Origin of the sequence: Psychrobacter muriicola 2pS, assembly GCF_904846535.1 — a bacterium.
Classification (GTDB): Bacteria; Pseudomonadota; Gammaproteobacteria; order Pseudomonadales; family Moraxellaceae; genus Psychrobacter; species Psychrobacter aquimaris.
On the sequence record NZ_CAJHBC010000008.1, the window covers coordinates 65,096 to 79,138 of the forward strand.

Below are 14,043 nucleotides of genomic sequence, written 5' to 3' on the forward strand. Positions count from 1 at the left end.
CTTATTCGTTGTTCGCTGTTTCACTAGTAGAAGCAGTCGTATTCGCGACCTCTTCACCAGCATCAGCCATTTGTACATCTTGACCAGCTTTTAAGGTAACGTAGGCTTTTTTGTAGTCATTACGACGGCCGATACTTTTACCAAAACGCTTTGTCTTACCTTTAACATTCAAAGTGTTTACTTTTAAAACTTCAACACCTTCAAACATCATCTCAACCGCTTTTTTGACTTCAAGCTTAGTAGCGTTAGAGTCAATTTTAAATACCTGCACACCAAGTGAGTCGCCAAGCATTTGAGATTTTTCTGAGAATACAGGCCCTCTTAAGACCTGATAAAGTCTTGCGTTATTCATGCTAGTGCTTCCTCAAATTGTTTCGCAGCTTCAACTGACATGATCACTTTATCAAATGCGATCAAACTCACTGGATCCACTTCATTTGTACCAAGTACATTGACATGTGGAATGTTGCGAGCGGCTAAGTATAAGTTTTCGTCAACATCTTTAGTGACGATTAGTGCACGAGGTGCGTTAAGCTCACTTAACTTTGCGATCAGCTCTTTGGTCTTAGGACCAGAAACGCTTATCTCTTCAACCAAAATCAAACGCTCTTGGCGAATCAATTCGGCTAGGATGCACTGCATCGCACCGCGATACATCTTACGGTTTACTTTCTGTGACCAATCTTGTGGCTTAGCCGCAAATGCACGACCGCCCCCACGCCAGATTGGGCTACGAATAGAACCTGCACGAGCGCGACCAGTACCTTTTTGGCGCCATGGCTTAATGCCACCACCAGAAACTTCGGCACGGGTTTTCTGAGCGCGTGTACCTTGGCGAGCACCAGCAAGATATGCGGTGACGACTTGATGCACTAGTGCTTCGTTGAATTCACGACCGAAAGCCGTATCAGAAAGCTCAACTGCCGCCCCTGTAACTGTTTTTAAATCCACGTTAATCCCCTTGCTTAGGCTTTGACTGACGGACGTACGATGACATCGCCACCGGTGGCACCTGGGATAGCACCCTTGATGACAAGTAACCCTTTTTCAACATCAACCGATATCACTTCTAGGCCCTGAACGGTAACGCGTTTGTTACCCATCTGACCTGGCATTTTTTTGCCTTTGAAGACTTTACCTGGTGACTGGTTTTGACCAGTTGAACCAATGGCACGGTGAGATACTGAGTTACCATGAGTGGCATCTTGCATGCTGAAGTTGTGACGCTTCACGCCGCCTTGAAAGCCTTTACCTTTACTGTTTCCTGTGACATCAACCATCTGACCTTGTTCGAACAAGTCAGCTAGGATCTCACCACCAATCTCACGACCTTCAAGATCGCTGTCATTGGCACGAAATTCCCAAACACCACGACCAGCGGCAACGCCAGCTTTAGCGAAGTGACCTTTTTGAGCTGCTGTTACGCGGCTGTCACGACGGGTACCTGTGGTAACTTGGATGGCTTGATAGCCATCTACATCAGTATTTTTTACTTGAGTAATGCGGTTAGCACTGATCTCAACCACTGTTACAGGGATAGATGCGCCTGCTTCAGTGAAGACACGGGTCATGCCGCATTTTTTACCGACTAAACCGATCGCCATTTTAGACCTCTTTATATCTTATATTAATGGGTTGGGTGTGTAATGTGCATTAACCCAAAGCAATTTGAACGTCAACACCCGCCGCCAAGTCAAGCTTCATTAGCGCATCCACAGTTTTGTCGGTAGGTTGAACGATGTCAACCATACGCTTATGAGTACGGATTTCGTACTGATCACGAGCGTCTTTGTTTACGTGTGGTGAAGTTAGAACGTTGAAGCGCTCAATGCGAGTCGGCAACGGTACAGGACCACAAACTTGCGCACCGGTGCGCTTTGCAGTATCAACAATCTCTTGTGCAGATTGATCAATCAGACGATGATCAAAAGACTTAAGACGGATACGGATTCTCTGGTTAGCCATGCCAGCAAGCTCCTAATATGTGCTTTTGTCATTCTTGCTTTGCAAGGATATGAGCAAAAGACGTTTGGTTAAATATTCACTTAAAGCGGCCTTCTGTTCTTAACCAGAATGAGTTCTTTTTCGGAACTTATAGCGTGCCAAAAGCAAAATAGTTTAAAGCCCCGCCGACCCTTCCATTATAGGATGTCAGCAAAGGCATAATGAAATAGTGCTAGAAACGATGCTCTAGCTGTCATAGCGCCAGCTGTTTAATTGGCTGCGCATATATAATTCAGTGGTGTATATTATACATAGAATTTCATTCATTGCAAGGGTAATATCTACGCCATCCTAGATTTTACCCTTTATAAACAATAATATCTGCTGGTAACAATCACGCTTGTATACATCAATGATAGTAAAAACATCAGTCCAAAACAATATCATATTGCTCTTGGGTATAGAGATTTTCGACATCAAAAGTGATCACTCTACCTAATAGGTATTCTAGGTCTGCTACTGTGTCTGATTCTGATGTTAGCAACAAATCGATGACTGCAGCATGAGCCACAACAGTAAACTTTTTGGGAGAATTATAAGTACGAGCACAGCGCATGATTTCACGGAATATTTCAAAACAAACGGTTTCTGCTGTTTTAACAAAACCACGCCCCTGACAGGTTGAGCAAGGCTCACAGAGCTGCTGCCCCAATGATTCACGAGTACGCTTACGTGTCATCTCTACTAACCCAAGCTCACTGACCTGAGTAATTTTGGTTTTTGCATAGTCTTGGGTCAGTTGCGACTGTAGGCTATCTAACACATCATCTTTATGTTGCTGTTCTAGCATATCAATAAAGTCTAAGATGATAATACCGCCCAAATTACGCAGACGTAGCTGACGTGCAATGGCATGGGTGGCCTCAAGATTGGTCTTATAAACCGTGTCTTCTAACGAACGCCCGCCTACAAATGATCCTGTATTGACATCAATTGTGGTCATCGCTTCTGTTTGGTCGATAATAAGATAGCCGCCAGACTTTAAGTCAACACGACGTTTTAAGGCGTCACGCAAGTCATCTTCGACACGGTGTACATCAAATAATGATTGCTCAGCGGTATAATGCACAATGCGATCATAGACGAAAGGCACAAACTCTTTGGCAAAGGATCTGACTTGCTCATAAACCTGTGTATTGTCAATGATGACTTTTTCGGTGTCAGCGTGTACCAAATCACGGATAGAGCGAAGTGGCAGTGATAACTCTTGATAAATCAACTCTGAGCTTTGGTGATGATTTATTTCTTGGCGACGCGCACAAATGGTACGCCAAAGCTGCAATAGGTAATAAATGTCTTCTTCAAGCTTAGCGACAGGAACGCGCTCAGCAGCGGTACGAGCAATAAGACCACCTTTAAGATTGACCGTTTGCATCAAGCTAGACAGCTCAGTCTTTAATCTTGTGCGCTCTTCTTCGCCATCAATGCGCTGCGATATACCAATGTGTTCGCTTGAGGGCAGATACACCAAATAGCGAGACGGTAACGAAATATTGGTGGTCAAGCGAGCGCCTTTACTGCCTAACTGATCTTTGGTCACTTGCACTAAAATACGTTGGCTTTCGTGCAAACGATGTTGAATCAACGTTTTAGAGACCGGTATGACTTCAGTACTTTGTGTGCTAATTACTGTTGGCGTGACAGCCAAGTTATCAGTACTGTTTGCTACTACAGTATTGTCTATATTGGTATCCATTTTATTAATATCGTCAGCCGCTTTGTTTTTATTTTCTGCGACTGAACGCGGCTCACGCTGCATATCATTGACATGTAAAAATGCTGTCCGCGATTGACCGATATCGACGAAGGCTGCCTGCATACCCGGAAGGACACGTACGACCGTACCCAGATAGATATTGCCGACCAAACCCAATTTGTGATGTCGCTCAATATAAATCTCACCCAAGATGCCATTGTCTAAAACCGCAACACGGGATTCCATTGGACTAATATTAATCAGCAGCTCTTCGGACATAGTTTTTTCTCTTATCTCTCAGCTTTCTTGTTAGACGGTCATCGTCTATTAGAGTGACAGTGTAACAAATGCAACTTGCTCTTGCCCATTACCCTACCGTGTCATTATGTGCATATGCAATTATGATGGGTTAACAATGTCCACACTGCCTTCTGTCATGTCTTTAATTAACGCCAGCGTTTGTGGCAGTGGCAAACCCACGACATTGGTATAGCTACCATTGATACGGCTGACCCAAATAGCACCCAAACCTTGTATACCATAACCACCCGCTTTATCAGCAGGTTCACCACTGTCCCAGTAATGACTCATCATCTCGGTCGTCAGTGGAATAAAGCTTACCTCTGTGCACTCAGTGATTTTTTGTTGATTAACGATACGCAGCACCGGCTCATGACTCGATGTATCAGACAACTCTGATGACAATGATACTTTGGTTACTTGAACCGCTGTCCATACTTCATGGACATTATCAGACATCTGTTGCCACATGCTATACGCGTGCTCACGATCGACTGGCTTGACCAGCACTGTTTGGCCATCTGCCAGCACACCGATGGTATCAGAAGTTAGAATGATAAGTGATTCAGAAAAACAGCCTTTATCGGTTTGCAAGCGTGATGTTAGTTGTTGTATTGCACCCTCAGATTTAGTGGCAACCATGCGCTCGATATAGTCTGTGGGCGACTCATCTTCATGCTTTTTTTCATCGATATCCACACTCAATGTGCTAAATGCTAGTTGTGCTCTTTCTAATAGCTCACGACGGCGCGGCGAACCAGAGGCTAAAATAATATCCATCGCTATTCTCTTTATATACGAATTTATCTATATACCTACTACCCAAAATGGTTGTCTGTTATGTTAGTGTATTAGCATTAGTTCATGATGATTAATAACCGCTAGCGCTACAATATTATTAGTTGTCAGCGAAAATTATTATTACACAAATTTACGCAAAGCCAGTAGCACCAATGGCCAGCTGATGATGCTCATCAACAGTGACAAGGCAGATTGGGCGACAAAGACATTTTGGATAAACATCTGCAATATCCATAAACTTAATTGAAAGACAACCAATCCTAAGCTTGCTAACAACCATGCACTGATGGTATTTAGTTGCCTAATATAGATACTGGTTATTTTGATGACAAGGGCGACGGTCACCGCGGCAAAGGCTTGCTGCCCCAAATGGGTATCCATGAGTAAGTCAGCAATGAGACCGATGGTAAATGCCGTAAAAATACCAACATAGCGTGGTTTAAATAACAACCAAAAAATCAGCACCATGATCATAACCATAGGGCGCAATGCGGCCATACTAGGACTTAACGGATAGACATTAAGCGATGATGCAATGACAAAACTTAGAATAATGGTAGCAATCACTAGTACCGTTGCATTCTCAGAATCAGGATACGGCATGGGTACTTACCTTAACGAATGTATTGGCGGCAGCTGTTAAAGCATGAGTGAGCATTGATAAGATGAAAGCGATGGCTAAAAATGTATCGACAAACAGACCAGTTAATAAATAGGAGCCAGCCATTATCTGATTGGGGCTTACATGTTTCGCACCTAACGTCTTAGCGCTCACTGAGAACAACATTATTTCTATTCACCAACTTATCTTGCAAGACTAATACATACGCATTATCGATAAAGTTTGCCGCTGGTGTCACCTCTATGCTTCTGAAATTATCAGATTGAACGTCTTCAATATGAGCAATACGCCCAACACGATACCCTGCTGGAATACGTCCACCTAATCCTGATGACACTAGCTCATCACCCACACGCACGTCTGAGGTTTTAAATACATAATCAAGGCTTAATGAGGTTGGTATGCCCTGCCCTGTCACGATAGCACGTTGACCTGTGCGCTTAACTGTAACCGCAACCGATTGCTGCTCATCGGTAATCAATAGCAGGCGACTGGTGTTAGGATAGACATTAATAACTTGCCCTAAAACACCGTCTTCATCAATCACTGTTTGTCCAACTTGCACGCCATCTTGCACGCCCTTATTGAGTACCACGATTTGTCTGAGTAAGTTGGTGTCTGTACCGATTACCTGTGCCAAATTAAGATCAAATTGCTCAGGCTTGGTCGTTGATAAAATACCTTGCAGGCGCGCATTTTGTGCCAAAATATAATCTTGCTGCTGCAATTTGGCTTGCGCGTGGATAAGCTGCGACTTCAACTGTATATTTTCGCGGCGCAGTGCTTCTTTAGACTGTAAACTGCCACTTGCCCAATGCTTGGCATAACTCGGTAACAGTGACAGCTCATAAATAGGCTGCATAGCGGCATGACTGGTACTACGTACGGGTTTAAACCATTCTGAATTTTTGCTATCGAACCACATCAGTATTAAGGCTGCTATTAATACAATGGCAGTCTTACGAAGTGATAACGGCTGGCGCACAAAAATACTTGGGGTCATAAGTCGTCTAACTCAGGAGTTATAAAAATAAGCAGTAGCCAGTACTGGGTTCTAGTTGATTAATGCAATTAAAGGCAGCACAACTGGCTACCTTTAATTTTATACTGTTTTAGCCCACTATTTTTGCGCTCACTATCATCAAGCACTACCAATGTGATCATCACAATACCGCAGTGCTCAACTCAAGCAATCTAAACAAAAATCATATTCAGACTTTTGTTATTGATAAAATCAAGCGCAATACCACCACCACGGCTGACACAAGTCAGTGGATCCTCGGCAACGGTCACAGGCAGACCTGTCTCTCTTGAAATCAACTTATCCAAATCACGTAATAGCGCACCGCCACCCGTCAAGACAATACCACGCTCTGCGATATCTGATGACAGCTCAGGTGGCGTCTGTTCAAGTGCCGCTTTTACCGCGCTCACGATACCGCTTAATGGGTCACTCAGGGCTTTTTGTACTTCTTCTGAGTTGACAGTGAAGGTTTTTGGCACGCCTTCTGCCATGCTACGACCGCGAACTTCGACTTCTAGCTGACTGTCCTCATTGAGTGCCGAGCCAACTTCTTGCTTGATACGCTCAGCCGTCGTCTCACCAATCACGCAGCCATGGGTACGGCGTACGTGAGTAATAATCGCTTCATCAAAAATATCGCCACCGATACGAATTGACTCAGCATAAACGCAACCAGATAAGGCGATAACCGCAATCTCTGTCGTACCACCACCAATATCAACCACCATAGAACCACTGGCTTCATGAACCGGCAAGCCTGCACCAATTGCAGCAGCCATTGGCTCTTCTAGCAATAGTACTTTACTCGCACCTGCAGACGATACCGCTTCACGAATTGCTTTACGCTCAACCAGAGTAGACTTACAAGGCACACAAACCACCACGTTAGGCTGCGCCATAAAACGCTTGGCTTTCACCTTCATGATAAAATGCTTGAGCATTTTTTGCGTCACCTCAAAGTCAGCAATCACGCCGTCTTTTAATGGCCGAATCGCCGTAATGTTGGCAGGTGTACGACCAAGCATCTGCTTGGCATCAATACCAACAGCCGCAACGGTAGGATTTTGTGTACGATTACTTCGTAACGCAACCACCGTAGGCTCGTCAAGTACGACGCCTTTATTAGGAATAAAAATGAGGGTGTTCGCAGTACCGAGGTCGATAGCGATATTATTTGATAAAAATCCAAACAGGTTCATGACTAATATATCCAGCGTCTTACGAATGAGGCGAATGAGATTGACTGAGGCGTTACTCGTCAGTGTTGAGCAGGTCGTCGTTAGACATTACTTATGGCGAAATTTGAACCTCGCAACAAGTCAAACCTAAGCAATAATGATGAAATGAAAAAACTGAGCTAAATTATACCGATTTGGCTCAAAAAAAACACAGATATTTGCATCAGTAAGTTAGGATTTTGGTCTTAAACGCTAAAAGTTGTTACAAAGTTTAAAATAGCAGTGAACACCATTCGACTTAATGAAACATCATTTAATTCAATAACTAACAAGGGACTACAGGCAGATGATAATTTTGCTTAGCAGCACAGGTGCATACTGTAACGTATTTCAGAACGTAATGGGTAAGCAATTGAGAATCAATCGTGAATTATACGGTCAATTTTGCAAATCGCGCCATCTTGGTTGATATTGTGCATCAATCAAGCGTCATGCTCTGTAAACTTAAGCCAGATGCTTTATAATAAAGCCACTGTATATATCTTAAGATAAACCCCTTATTTTAGTTTGTGCTAATAATTATCTATTCTAATGCTTGCCTATTTTAGCCGCATTCTACTCTAACAAAAACTGTCCTTTACTGGAGAAACTATGTCACAGCAACCAGCAACGTCTGACAGCAACGTCAGCCGTGAAGAAATTCTAGAAGTTGCCAACCTTGCACGTTTGGGTGTCGATGAAAGCACAGCCGATAGCTATGCTGACGATATCAGTAAAGTGTTAAAACTTATGAATACGCTATCCAACGTTGATACAACTGACATCAAACCACTAGCAAACATTCATGAAGCTTGCCAAGAATTGCGGGCTGACGTGGCCAAACACGATATCAATCGTGAACGTAATCAATCAGTCGCCCCAGCTGTTGAAGATGGCTTATATCTGGTGCCGCAAGTAATTGAATAGCCTGTTGATGCTATTGTTACCTTTATCTCAATTTATTTTATGTTATTAACACTTTGACGGACGACACCTTATGTCTGAACTTCATCTATTAAGTACTCAGCAGCTGATTACTGGCTTGCAAGACAAACAATTTAGCAGCCTTGAGCTGACCGAACACTACATCAAGCGTATAGACGCGCTAGACGGTAAGATTAACAGCTTTATCACGCATACCTCCGAGACAGCACGTGCACAAGCAAAAGCAGCAGACGAAATGCGGGCACAAGGCGATCAGCGTCCACTACTTGGCGTACCGATGGCGCACAAAGATATCTTTTGTACCCAAGGCGTACTAACCACTTGCGGCTCTAAGATGCTGCATAACTTTGTCTCACCTTATGACGCGACCATCGTCTCTAATATCGATAAAGCGGGTATGATTAGCTTAGGTAAGCTCAACATGGATGAGTTTGCGATGGGCTCAGACAATAGCAGCTCATACTATGGCACGGTGCAAAACCCTTGGAATCTAGAACGCGTTCCTGGTGGTTCGTCAGGTGGTAGTGCTGCTGCTGTTGCCGCAGGTTTTGTCCCTGTTGCTACAGGTAGTGATACGGGTGGCTCTATTCGCCAGCCTGCTTCATTCTGCGGACTAACGGGTATCAAACCTACTTATGGCCGTGTGTCACGCTTTGGTATGATTGCCTACGCCTCAAGTTTAGACCAAGCTGGTAGCATGGGACGCAGCGCGAAAGATTGTGCTTACCTACTCCAGCCAATGATTGGTCACGACCCACGCGATGCCACTTCTATCAAATACGACATGCCTGACTACATACAGGATATCAATGATGCCCAAGCTGCTGCTGGTGATAAGCCATTTGCTGGCCTTCGCATTGGTGTTGCGAAAGAATACTTTAGTGCTGGACTAGACGCTGAGGTAGAAACGGCCGTACGTGCCGCTTTGAAAAAATATGAAGAGCTAGGCGCGACGATTGTAGAAGTGAACATCACTGATCCTGAAATCACACTTGCGACTTACTACATGCTAGCGCCTGCCGAAGCGTCATCAAACCTTTCACGCTTTGATGGCGTACGTTTTGGCTATCGTTGTGAAAACCCAACCGACCTTATTGATCTATATACGCGCTCACGTTCTGAAGGCTTTGGCCCTGAAGTACAGCGCCGTATCTTAACCGGAACTTATGCGCTCTCGGCTGGCTACTTCGATGCTTATTATACGAAAGCACAAAAAATACGCCGCTTAATCGTCAAAGACTTTGATGAAGCCTTTACTAGCTGTGATGTGATTGCTAGCCCAACCGCACCAACCGCTGCCTATAAGCTTACTGACAACCTTGATCCTGCGACGATGTATTTGGGCGATGTCTATACCATCGGTGTTAATTTAGCCGGTCTACCAGCACTCAGTCAGCCTGTTGGCTTGACATCAGAAGGCTTACCTATTGGCTTACAATTAATCGGGAAGCACTGGCAAGAAAGTCAATTGCTCACGACAGCGCATTTATTCCAGCAGCATACGGATCACCATTTGCAACACTCTGCCATCGCGAAGGAGACGGTATAATGAACACAGCAACTACTACCGATAACAATGCCGACCGCAAACATGATGTGCGTAAAGAGCTATTCGTCGATGGCTATGAAGTGGTCATCGGTATCGAGATTCACTGCCAGCTCAATACTGAAAGTAAGATATTCTCAAGTGCGCCCACTGACTTTGGTCATGAGCCAAACAGCCAAGCGAGCATTGTAGACTTAGGTCTGCCTGGTGTATTACCAGTTCTCAATGCTGGCGTGGTCGATCGTGCCTTAAAATTCGGCATCGGCGTCAACGCTGAGCTAGGTTTGTTCAATACCTTTGACCGTAAAAACTACTTCTATCCAGATTTGCCTAAAGGCTATCAAATTACCCAAATGGCCAATCCTATCGTTGGCGAAGGCTATATCGATGTCGTGGTCAATGAAGGCGAGAAAAACGAATATCCAAAACGTATGGGCATCACCCGCGCGCATTTAGAAGAAGATGCTGGCAAGTCAGTACATGATGCCGTCGATGGTATGACTGGCGTTGACTTGAACCGTGCTGGTACGCCATTAATCGAAATCGTCTCTGAGCCTGATATGCGCTCGGCTCATGAAGCACTGGCCTATATTAAAGCCATTCATCAGTTGGTTACTTGGCTTGGTATCTCTGATGCGGTCATGGCAGAAGGCTCATTCCGCTGTGATTGTAACGTCTCTATTCGTAAGCCTGGTGCTGAGCTTGGTACCCGTACTGAGCTAAAAAACTTAAACTCGTTCCGCTTTATCGAACGTGCTATCAATCGTGAGATTGAGCGTCAAATTGATATTTTAGAGGACGGTGGAAAAGTTGTCCAAGCAACGATGCTCTATGATCCAGAGCGCGATGAAACTCGCACCATGCGTACCAAAGAAGACGCCAACGACTACCGCTACTTCCCTGATCCTGACTTGCTACCAGTGCGTATCGAGCAGCATACCGTTGATAGCATTCGTGCGGCTATGCCCGAGCTACCGGTTGCTCGTCGCACCCGTTTTGAAGAAGTGCTTGGTCTGTCAGAGTACGATGCTCGCATCTTGACTGGTAGTCGTCAAATTGCCGATTATTTCGAAGCTGTGGTCGCAGAAATTGGTCAGCAAGATGCCAAAATGGCTGGCAACTGGGTCATGGGCGACTTACTCGGCGCACTGAACAAAGACGACAAAGACATCATCGACTCCCCTATCAGCGCCAAGCAGTTGGCTGGCATGCTAGCACGTATTAAAGACGATACGCTATCTGGCAAACTGGCTAAGAAAGTCTTTAGCGCGCTCTATGAGCGTGAAGGCGGCGATGCTGATGATGCCGCTGACAAAATCATTGAAGAAAAAGGTCTTAAGCAAGAAACCGATACAGGCGCTATCAAAGCCATCGTTGAAGACGTCATTGCGAAAAACCAAGCGATGGTTGATGAGTATCGCGGCGGTAAAGAAAAAGCCTTTAACGGTCTAGTTGGACAAGTCATGAAAGCCAGTCGTGGTAGTGCTAACCCGCAGCAAGTCAACCAAATCCTAAAAGAGCTACTAGGTTAAGGGTAGTTGCTGATTGGTTATACTGACTGTGATACGTAAATTGGGGTTATAGATTTTGGCTAAAACAAATAGCTCTTGCAATATGCATAATTTTGCGTAAAATAGTCAGTCATTCGGGGCGTAGCGCAGTCTGGTAGCGCACTACACTGGGGGTGTAGTGGTCGCAGGTTCAAATCCTGCCGTTCCGACCAAACATAGTAGTAATAGAGAAAAGCCAATCATTGTTTTCAATGGTTGGCTTTTTTTTATAGAGTAATTTTGGAGGATGATAAAGTGACTTAAAAGGATATCCGTTTTAGTAATTCAACAAAAGATTAACCCTTCTTAATAAACTTCCCACTTCCTTCCAACCCTATTATTTGTACGCTTCATAAAACCTACAGACTGCTATACTACGAACAGACTTCTTTGTTCAAAACCACTGTTTCTACTAGATTATCTTGATTGTCATAACTCGATAGCTTAACCACAACATTATTAGCTGCTTGATACTTTGCACTATAAAAACTCTGACAAAGTTCATCAACACCTAACTCTTGAAGGCTAGGCTCCATATTCTTAAATGCTATTGAGCTTGAATATAAATTCATTTTCCAGCTCATCAGGTAATTTTTATCTCCCAGTTTAAACTCAGGTTGCTCGTTATTGATTTTTTCATTAGCTACTCGATCCATTGAATCAAAGAAAATAGACGCAGTGTCTAAGTCTACATAATGGTAGTCCTCATCTACGACCTCAAAATCTTCAAAAAACTGATCCATCATACTGAATACTTCAGCATTAGCATTAACTGTTATTCCCATTGATATAACTGCGACTAGCCATTTGTTCATAATATACTACCTCTCATAACCATCATTTTTATCTCTTCAAACAATTCGAACTGTTCCTTGATTTTATCATATGTATAATTGCCTTTTTTCTCAGAACTTGATGCTTCATCACTACCGTTTATTTTCTTAACTTGATAGAAGCCATGCACTATTAATTGCTTGTTGAATACCTTTTAAAATAGTTTCTTATGGCAAAGTAGAGTTTTGTATCATAGCCAAAGTTATTACCATAGACGCACAGGCAGCGACAAGTAGTGGACTTATCATGCATGAAATATGGTATAGATGGTTATTTATCATAGATTATTACCTTAGTTTTAATAGTAAGGCATTATCGAGAAACGCTATCCAGCTTAATTTTTATATGATGAATATCATGCTTTAGTAATAGGACAGTCAAGCACTACCCTAGCGGATACTTGTCATCTATAGACTTTTGGCAAGTGAGCAGCTAGGGTAAATACTACACCGTTATGATGGCCTATTATATGTCCGAAATTATAGCCCAGCCCTTATCTCCCTATGTCACAAATAACGCACCTTGGGAAGCATACCAGCGACCTTATGTGCGTGATTTGGCGTATGTGCTTGCCTGCCCTAACGTCTTAACGGAATGGTTGGACTTTGCGCTGCATCAGAATACACATACCGTATCGGTACATAGCGCACACTTTTGGCAACAGCAGTTTGAGGCGTATCAGCAGCGTTTGGAAGAGCTAGATAGCACCAATGCTTATCAGGCGCTGACTCGCTATTTACTCAAGCGTCCTAGTCCTAATCGATTAGGATTTCATTTTGAAGGATTGCTATCGTTTTGGTTAGAAGATGGGTTTACGCGCAAGCTACATCCGTATGAGACCCTAGCGAACAATGTGCAGCTGTACAATGGCAAGCAGACGACTGGTGAGCTGGATTTAATTTTATATAATCATGCAGAAAATCTGGTCGAGCATTGGGAACTGGCTATTAAGTTTTTTATGGGCTCAGCGCCGTTTGCTCCTGAGAACTGGGTTGGCATCAACTCCAATGACAATCTACAACGTAAAATGACCCATATGCAAACCAAGCAGTTTCGCACCGTATGGATAGATACTAAAAACCATGGTAAGATTAAAATTGATAAGCGTTATGGCGTGATAAAAGGGCGATTCTTTTTGCCAATCAATACCCACAGTTTTACTTATCCATCTTGGTTAGCACCAAGCTTTCCTATACATAAATGGTGTGATAGCAATGACATGACTAGTCTTGCGACGATTGATATAAGAGCATTACGAGCCGCCCATTATATCGAATGGTTTACTAGGCGCGACTGCTATGATGGACGACAGCCACAGGTAGCTTGGTCAAACGACGCACTGCCTACGACGGGACTATATTTCGAAGGTGATAGTCCGATCGTCATTTATCCTGAACAGCGCGACAGAACGCATGATAAATTTTAGTAATATCCACTGTAATTGAACCATGAATCAAGCTACCAAGCATAGCGAGTGCTTGGCATATCTTTTCAGCGCATGTAT

General features: G+C 43.7%; 14 protein-coding genes and 1 tRNA gene. 5 read left to right on the forward strand and 10 right to left on the reverse strand.

What is annotated here, in order from left to right; genetic code table 11:
- Position 1 precedes the first annotated feature (1 nt).
- The 9 genes from rplW to JMX93_RS11685 all read right to left on the reverse strand — a co-directional run bounded on the left by rplW (position 2) and on the right by JMX93_RS11685 (position 7,655).
- Positions 2-352, reverse strand: coding sequence for a 50S ribosomal protein L23 (rplW, locus tag JMX93_RS11645; protein ID WP_193011067.1), 351 nt, complete (start codon positions 350-352; stop codon positions 2-4).
- A complete protein-coding gene (gene rplD / locus JMX93_RS11650; RefSeq protein WP_193011066.1) occupies positions 349-951 on the reverse strand; it encodes a 50S ribosomal protein L4 in 603 nt (200 codons plus the stop codon). The genes rplW and rplD overlap by 4 nt, the downstream gene beginning before the upstream one ends.
- A gap of 14 nt (positions 952-965) precedes the next feature.
- The gene (gene rplC / locus JMX93_RS11655) at positions 966-1,604 is read right to left on the reverse strand and encodes a 50S ribosomal protein L3 (protein ID WP_062533677.1); all 639 of its coding nucleotides are present in this window, start codon (positions 1,602-1,604) and stop codon (positions 966-968) included.
- A gap of 49 nt (positions 1,605-1,653) precedes the next feature.
- Positions 1,654-1,965 (reverse strand): 30S ribosomal protein S10, encoded by a 312-nt coding sequence (gene rpsJ / locus JMX93_RS11660; protein ID WP_010196670.1) that lies wholly within the window; start codon positions 1,963-1,965, stop codon positions 1,654-1,656.
- A gap of 406 nt (positions 1,966-2,371) precedes the next feature.
- Complete coding sequence (locus JMX93_RS11665; RefSeq protein WP_443518586.1) at positions 2,372-3,979, reverse strand: Rne/Rng family ribonuclease; 1,608 nt, start codon at positions 3,977-3,979, stop codon at positions 2,372-2,374.
- Positions 3,980-4,099: 120 nt separating this feature from the next.
- Entirely contained in the window at positions 4,100-4,780 is a 681-nt protein-coding gene (locus tag JMX93_RS11670; RefSeq protein ID WP_499204812.1) for a Maf family protein, read from the reverse strand.
- A 141-nt stretch (positions 4,781-4,921) separates the two neighbouring features.
- Positions 4,922-5,404, reverse strand: coding sequence for a rod shape-determining protein MreD (mreD, locus tag JMX93_RS11675; protein WP_496191544.1), 483 nt, complete (start codon positions 5,402-5,404; stop codon positions 4,922-4,924).
- Between the two features lie 161 nt (positions 5,405-5,565).
- Positions 5,566-6,426 carry a rod shape-determining protein MreC gene (gene mreC / locus JMX93_RS11680; protein ID WP_499204813.1) on the reverse strand — a complete coding sequence of 287 codons (861 nt, stop codon included), beginning with the start codon at positions 6,424-6,426 and terminating at the stop codon, positions 5,566-5,568.
- Between the two features lie 191 nt (positions 6,427-6,617).
- On the reverse strand, positions 6,618-7,655 hold the full coding sequence (locus JMX93_RS11685; RefSeq protein WP_499204834.1) for a rod shape-determining protein: 1,038 nt from the start codon (positions 7,653-7,655) through the stop codon (positions 6,618-6,620).
- Between the two features lie 621 nt (positions 7,656-8,276).
- Here JMX93_RS11685 and gatC point away from each other — a divergent pair.
- The 4 genes from gatC (at position 8,277) to JMX93_RS11705 (ending at position 11,878) form a co-directional block, all read left to right on the forward strand.
- Positions 8,277-8,591 (forward strand): Asp-tRNA(Asn)/Glu-tRNA(Gln) amidotransferase subunit GatC, encoded by a 315-nt coding sequence (gene gatC / locus JMX93_RS11690; RefSeq protein ID WP_193216859.1) that lies wholly within the window; start codon positions 8,277-8,279, stop codon positions 8,589-8,591.
- A 70-nt stretch (positions 8,592-8,661) separates the two neighbouring features.
- Positions 8,662-10,158 (forward strand): Asp-tRNA(Asn)/Glu-tRNA(Gln) amidotransferase subunit GatA, encoded by a 1,497-nt coding sequence (gene gatA / locus JMX93_RS11695; RefSeq protein ID WP_499204814.1) that lies wholly within the window; start codon positions 8,662-8,664, stop codon positions 10,156-10,158.
- Positions 10,158-11,687: an Asp-tRNA(Asn)/Glu-tRNA(Gln) amidotransferase subunit GatB gene (gatB, locus tag JMX93_RS11700; RefSeq protein ID WP_499204815.1), complete on the forward strand. Its 1,530-nt coding sequence runs from the start codon at positions 10,158-10,160 to the stop codon at positions 11,685-11,687. The genes gatA and gatB overlap by 1 nt, the downstream gene beginning before the upstream one ends.
- 114 nt (positions 11,688-11,801) lie before the next feature.
- Positions 11,802-11,878: transfer RNA gene (locus JMX93_RS11705), tRNA-Pro, on the forward strand.
- 201 nt (positions 11,879-12,079) lie between these two features.
- Here the strand turns inward: JMX93_RS11705 and JMX93_RS11710 are convergent.
- Positions 12,080-12,520, reverse strand: a complete 441-nt coding sequence (locus JMX93_RS11710) for a hypothetical protein (RefSeq protein ID WP_499204816.1) — start codon at positions 12,518-12,520, stop codon at positions 12,080-12,082.
- A 488-nt stretch (positions 12,521-13,008) separates the two neighbouring features.
- Here JMX93_RS11710 and JMX93_RS11715 point away from each other — a divergent pair, with 488 nt between their 5' ends.
- A complete protein-coding gene (locus JMX93_RS11715; RefSeq protein ID WP_499204817.1) occupies positions 13,009-13,965 on the forward strand; it encodes a DUF1853 family protein in 957 nt (318 codons plus the stop codon).
- Positions 13,966-14,043 lie beyond the last annotated feature (78 nt).

Coding starts and splice junctions, on each gene's coding strand:
- rpsJ (WP_010196670.1), bottom strand. CDS start 1,965: ATGGCTAACCAGAGAATCCGTATCCGTCTTAAGTCTTTTGATCATCGT.
- mreC (WP_499204813.1), bottom strand. CDS start 6,426: ATGACCCCAAGTATTTTTGTGCGCCAGCCGTTATCACTTCGTAAGACT.
- mreD (WP_496191544.1), bottom strand. CDS start 5,404: ATGCCGTATCCTGATTCTGAGAATGCAACGGTACTAGTGATTGCTACC.
- JMX93_RS11710 (WP_499204816.1), bottom strand. CDS start 12,520: ATGAACAAATGGCTAGTCGCAGTTATATCAATGGGAATAACAGTTAAT.
- JMX93_RS11665 (WP_443518586.1), bottom strand. CDS start 3,979: ATGTCCGAAGAGCTGCTGATTAATATTAGTCCAATGGAATCCCGTGTT.
- gatC (WP_193216859.1), top strand. CDS start 8,277: ATGTCACAGCAACCAGCAACGTCTGACAGCAACGTCAGCCGTGAAGAA.
- gatB (WP_499204815.1), top strand. CDS start 10,158: ATGAACACAGCAACTACTACCGATAACAATGCCGACCGCAAACATGAT.
- gatA (WP_499204814.1), top strand. CDS start 8,662: ATGTCTGAACTTCATCTATTAAGTACTCAGCAGCTGATTACTGGCTTG.
- rplC (WP_062533677.1), bottom strand. CDS start 1,604: ATGGCGATCGGTTTAGTCGGTAAAAAATGCGGCATGACCCGTGTCTTC.
- rplW (WP_193011067.1), bottom strand. CDS start 352: ATGAATAACGCAAGACTTTATCAGGTCTTAAGAGGGCCTGTATTCTCA.
- JMX93_RS11715 (WP_499204817.1), top strand. CDS start 13,009: ATGTCCGAAATTATAGCCCAGCCCTTATCTCCCTATGTCACAAATAAC.
- JMX93_RS11670 (WP_499204812.1), bottom strand. CDS start 4,780: ATGGATATTATTTTAGCCTCTGGTTCGCCGCGCCGTCGTGAGCTATTA.